4 protein-coding genes are annotated in these 5,405 nt (G+C 64.3%); all 4 read right to left on the bottom strand.

Annotation, left to right across the window (positions count from 1 at the left end):
• Positions 1 to 189: 189 nt before the first annotated feature.
• Positions 190 to 867, bottom strand: coding sequence for a respiratory nitrate reductase subunit gamma (gene narI / locus ACESMD_RS07400; protein WP_372611791.1), 678 nt, complete (start codon positions 865 to 867; stop codon positions 190 to 192).
• The gene (narJ, locus tag ACESMD_RS07395; RefSeq protein ID WP_372611789.1) at positions 864 to 1,652 is read right to left on the bottom strand and encodes a nitrate reductase molybdenum cofactor assembly chaperone; all 789 of its coding nucleotides are present in this window, start codon (positions 1,650 to 1,652) and stop codon (positions 864 to 866) included. Before narJ ends, narI begins: the two co-directional genes overlap by 4 nt.
• Positions 1,645 to 3,201: a nitrate reductase subunit beta gene (gene narH / locus ACESMD_RS07390; RefSeq protein WP_372611787.1), complete on the bottom strand. Its 1,557-nt coding sequence runs from the start codon at positions 3,199 to 3,201 to the stop codon at positions 1,645 to 1,647. The genes narJ and narH overlap by 8 nt, the downstream gene beginning before the upstream one ends.
• On the bottom strand, positions 3,198 to 5,405 hold a 2,208-nt coding region (locus tag ACESMD_RS07385; RefSeq protein ID WP_372611785.1), incomplete at its 5' end, for a nitrate reductase subunit alpha. The genes ACESMD_RS07385 and narH, both read right to left, overlap by 4 nt.

Genomic DNA, 5,405 nt, shown 5'->3' with positions numbered 1-5,405 from the left:
CAGCAGCTCGCGCACCACCAGTGCTCTGGCCGCCTTGAGCTGGGCGCTGCCGGCGCTGTCCGCCGGGTGGTACTGCATCTCGCCGGCGATCGTGGCCTCTTCGATGATGGACTCGCCGACTCGGATGGGAGGGGGGCTGGCGCCCCCCGGGATTAGTTCGATATCGATCTTCTGCATGATGGAGACTCCTTACCCTCTTCGCCGTACGAGCTGGTAGCGCCGGGCGATATAGCCGAAGGGCACGCTCCATACATGGACCAGGCGGGTGAAGGGGAACACCAGCACGATGGTCAGCCCCACCAGGATGTGCAGCTTGTAGATCAGGCCGACCCCGTCGAGGTAGCCAGCAGCACCGCCCTGGAAGAAGACGATGGACTGGCCCCAGTGAGCGAGCTCGAGCATCACGCCGCCATCCAGGTGGCTGAGGGCGGGGATGATGGTCAAGAGACCCAGCGTCACCTGCACCACCAGCAGCACGATGATGAAGGAGTCCATGGTGCTGGAGGAGGCCTTCACGCGAGGGTTGGTGAGGCGCCGATACGCCAGCATGGCGCCCCCCACCAGGCACATGACGCCGGCGATACCACCCACCAGGATGGCGATCACCTGCTTGGTGCCGGCGCTTATGAAGGGCGCATACACCCAGTGCGGCGTCAGCATGCCGAACAGGTGGCCGAAGAAGATCACCAGGATGCCGATATGGAAGAGGTTGCTCGCCATGCGCATATTCTTCGAGGTCAGCATCTGGCTCGAGCCGGTCTTCCAGGTGTACTGGCCGTGATCGAAGCGCATCAGGCTGCCGATCAGGAAGACGCTGCCGGCGAGATAGGGGTAGAGCCCGAACAGCAGGGTGTTGAGGTAGCTCATGACTGGTCTCCTTGATGCCTGGCGTCGGCGGATGCGGGATCGAGGACCCGCACAGCCTCGCTGTGCGTCACGTTCTTGCGTTCGGCAAGCCGCCGCCCCTCGGCGGACTGCAGGGCGCAATCCTGATCCGACTCGGCGGAGAAACGCACCGCCTCCTCTTCCCAGACCGCATCCAGGGCCTCGGGCGTGTCGTCGGGTGTCTCGGCCTGCACCTCCGGGCGATGAGCGTCGACGTCCCCGTCGGCTCCGATCAGCGCCAGCAGCGCCAGTGGCACCAGGGCGTGGTCGGCGTTGCGCTCCTCCAGCCGGGCGGTGAGCAGCGCCAGGATGTGGCGGATCTCGCCCAGCCAGCGGCCGATCTCGGCCTCCGGGCAGGTGGAGAGGTATTCCAGGAACAGCGGCAGATAGTCGGGCAGTTCCCTGGCATCGAGCTCGAAGCCCGCGGCGTTGTATTCGTTCATCAGGTCGACCATGGCCTGGCCGCGGTCGCGGGACTCGCCATGGACATGCTCGAAGAGCAGCAGCGAGGTGGCGCGTCCCTTGTCGAATACCGCCACATACTCGGCCTGCAGTTCCATCAGATCGGCCTCATGGAGGCGCTGGCACCAGTCCATCAGGGCGGTGCGCAGCGTCGGGGAAAGCCGACGTTCACCGTCGAGGATCTCGATCATCTCACCCGCGGCGGCCTGCAGCGGTGCCGTGGGGTAGTCGAGCAGGCGGGCCAGCACGCGCAGGCTGCGCAAGCCGAGGCACGGCTCGGCCATCTCGAGAGCGGCCTCAGTCATGACGCACCTCCTCGGCTTGCGGATCATAGGATTCCACCGGCTTGACCAGGGTGGTGGTCGTCTTGCGACCGCCGAAGAGGCTCTCGCTGCTGTCGCCATGACAGCCGTCGCCGAAGCTGAAACCGCAGCCGCCGCGCTCCGGGAAGGCCTCGGTGGCCATCTCGCGATGACTGGTGGGGATCACGAAGCGGTCCTCGTAGTTGGCGATGGCGAGATACCGATACATCTCTTCCACCTGGGCCACGGTCAGTCCCACTTCCTCCAGGACCTCGGCATCGGGCTTCCCTTCCACGTGCTTGCCGCGCATGTAGACGCGCATGGCCATCAGGCGCTTGAGGGCCAGGACCACCGGCGCCTCCTCACCGGCGGTGAGCATGTTGGCCAGGTACTTGACCGGGATGCGCAGCGACTCGATCTTCGGCATCACGCCGTCGAACTCGACGTTGCCGGCCTCGGCGGCGGACTGGATCGGCGACAGCGGCGGCACGTACCAGACCATGGGCAGGGTGCGATACTCCGGGTGCAGTGGCAGTGCCAGGCCCCAGTCGATGGCCATCTTGTAGGCTGGCGACGCCTGGGCGGCGGCGATCACGTTGTCCTGAATGCCGTCCTTCTTCGCCTGCTCGATCACCTTGGGGTCGTGGGGGTCGAGGAAGATCTCGCACTGGCGATGGTAGAGGTCGCGCTCGTCGGGGGCGCTGGCCACTTCCTCGATGCGATCGGCGTCATAGAGCAGTACGCCGAGGTAGCGGATGCGCCCCACACAGGTCTCAGAGCAAACGGTCGGCTGACCGGCCTCGATGCGCGGATAGCAGAAGGTGCACTTCTCGGATTTCCCGCTCTTCCAGTTGTAGTAGATCTTCTTGTAGGGGCAGCCGGAGATGCACATCCGCCAGCCGCGGCACTGATCCTGGTCGATCAGCACGATGCCGTCCTCCTCCCGCTTGTAGATCGCCCCGCTCGGACACGAGGCCACACAGGTCGGGTTGAGGCAGTGCTCGCACAGCCGCGGCAGGTACATCATGAAGGTGTTCTCGAACTGGCCGTAGATATCGGCCTGGATCTGCTCGAAGTTGGCATCCTTGCGGCGCTTGGCGAACTCGGTGCCGAGGATCTCCTCCCAGTTGGGGCCCCATTCGATCTTGTTCATGCGCTGACCGGAGATCAGCGAACGCGGCCGCGCGGTGGGCTGGTGCTCGCCCTGCTTGGCGGTGTGCAGGTGCTGGTAGTCGAAGGTGAACGGCTCGTAGTAGTCGTCGATCTCCGGCAGGTCGGGGTTGGCGAAGATATTCGCCAGCACGCGCCACTTGCCGCCGATGCGCGGCTCGATGCGCCCGTCCTGACGCCGCAGCCAGCCGCCCTTCCACTTCTGCTGGTTCTCCCACTCCTTGGGATAGCCGATGCCGGGCTTGGTCTCGACGTTATTGAACCAGGCGTACTCCATGCCTTCACGGCTGGTCCAGACGTTCTTGCAGGTCACCGAGCAGGTGTGACAGCCGATGCACTTGTCGAGATTGAGGACCATGCCTACCTGGGAACGAATCTTCATTTCACTGCCTCCTGCACGGTGTCATTGCCCTCGCCATCCAGCCAGTCGATATGCTTCATCTTGCGCACCAGGACGAACTCGTCACGGTTGCAGCCGACGGTGCCGTAGTAGTTGAAGCTATAAGAGAGCTGCGCGTAGCCGCCGATCATGTGGGTCGGCTTAGGGCAGATGCGGGTGACCGAGTTATGGAGCCCGCCCCGCGTGCCGCTGACCTCGGAGCCGGGGATATTGGTGATGCGCTCCTGGGCGTGATACATCATCACCATGCCGTTCTTGACCCGCTGGCTGACCACGGCACGGGCGGTGATCGCACCGTTGGAGTTGTAGAGCTCGATCCAGTCGTTGTCCTCGATACCGATCGACTGCGCATCGTCTTCCGACAGCCAGGCGATGGGGCCACCGCGTGACAGGGTCAGCATCAGCAGGTTTTCGCTGTAGGTGGAGTGGATGCCCCATTTCTGGTGGGGGGTGATGAAGTTCAGCGCCTTGGTCTTGTAGCCGTTGTCGGCCGGCAGGGTGAAGCCCTGCGCCGTCTTGGTATTGATGGGGGGCCGGTAGGCCAGCAGGCTCTCACCGAAGGCGCGCATCCAGGGGTGATCCTGATAGAACTGCTGACGGCCGCTGACGGTGCGCCAGGGGATCAGCTCGTGGACATTGGTGTAGCCCGCGTTGTAGGAGACGTGCTCGTTCTCGAGGCCGGACCAGGTCGGGCTGGAAATGATCTTGCGCGGCTGGGCGACGATATCGCGGAAGCGAATCTTCTCGTCTTCCTTGGGATGTGCCAGATGGGCGTGATCCCGTCCGGTGATCTTCGACAGCGCTTCCCAGGCCTTCACTGCCACCTGGCCGTTGGTCTCCGGCGCCAGGGTCAGGATCATCTCGGCGGCATCGATGGCCGACTCGATCTGCGGGCGTCCCTTGTGGGGTCCTTCGGTCTTGCAGTGGTTGAGCTTGCCCAGCAGATCCACCTCCTTCTCGGTGTTCCAGCTGATGCCCTTGCCGCCGTTGCCGATGCTCTCCAGCAGCGGGCCGATGGAGGTGAAGCGCTCATAGGTCTCGGGGTAGTTGCGTGTGACCTCGATCAGCGCCGGCATGGTCTTGCCGGGAATCGGTTCGCACTCGCCCTTCTTCCAGTCCTTCACCTCGACCTGGGCCAGTTCGGCGGGGGAGTCGTGCTGATGCGGCAGGGTGACCAGGTCGGTCTCCTTGCCCAGATGCCCCACGCAGACCCTGGAGAAAGCCTTGGCGATGCCCTTGTAGATATCCCAGTCGCTGCGCGATTCCCAGGCCGGGTCGGTGGCCGCGGTCAGCGGGTGGATGAAGGGGTGCATGTCGGAGGTGTTCAGGTCGTTCTTCTCGTACCAGGTTGCCGTGGGCAGCACGACATCCGAGTAGAGGCAGGTCGTCGACATGCGGAAGTCCAGGGTCACCAGCAGGTCGAGCTTGCCCTCGGGCGCCTCGTCGTGCCACTTCACCTCTTCCGGCTTCTGGCCGCCGACGTCGCCGAGGTCCTTGCCCTGGATGCCGTGGCGGGTACCCAGCAGGTACTTGAGCATGTACTCGTGGCCCTTGCCGGAGCTGCCTAGCAGGTTGGAGCGCCAGATGAAGAGGTTGCGAGGGAAGTTCTGGGGGTTGTCCGGGTCCTCGGCGGCGAAGGCGAGCTTGCCGCTCTTCAACTGGTCCACGGCGAAGTCCTTGGTGGACATGCCGGCCTCGGAAGCTGCCTTCGCCAGGCGCAGCGGGTTGGTATTCAGTTGCGGAGCGGAAGGCAGCCAGCCCATGCGCTCGGAGCGCACGTTGAAGTCGATCAGGCTACCCGGATAGTCCTCGGCCTTGGCCAGCGGCGAGAGGATTTCCTTGATTTCCAGCTTCTCGTAGCGCCACTGGGAAGAGTGGTTGTAGAAAAAGGAGGTGGAGTTCATGTGCCGCGGCGGGCGCTGCCAGTCGAGGCCGAAGGCCAGCGGGGTCCAGCCGGTCTGCGGGCGCAGCTTCTCCTGGCCGACGTAGTGGGCCCAGCCGCCGCCGCTCTGGCCGATGCAACCGCACATCACCAGCATGTTGATCAGGCCGCGGTAGTTCATGTCCATGTGGTACCAGTGGTTCATGCCGGCACCGACGATGATCATGGAGCGACCCTGGGTCTTGTTCGCATTGTCGGCGAACTCACGGGCAATGCGGGTGGCCTGCTCGGCGGACACGCCGGT

Origin of the sequence: Halomonas sp., assembly GCF_041689495.1 — a bacterium.
Taxonomy (GTDB): Bacteria; Pseudomonadota; Gammaproteobacteria; order Pseudomonadales; family Halomonadaceae; genus Halomonas.
Note: the sequence above shows the minus strand (reverse complement) of the source record. Positions and strands in the feature narration are given on the sequence as shown.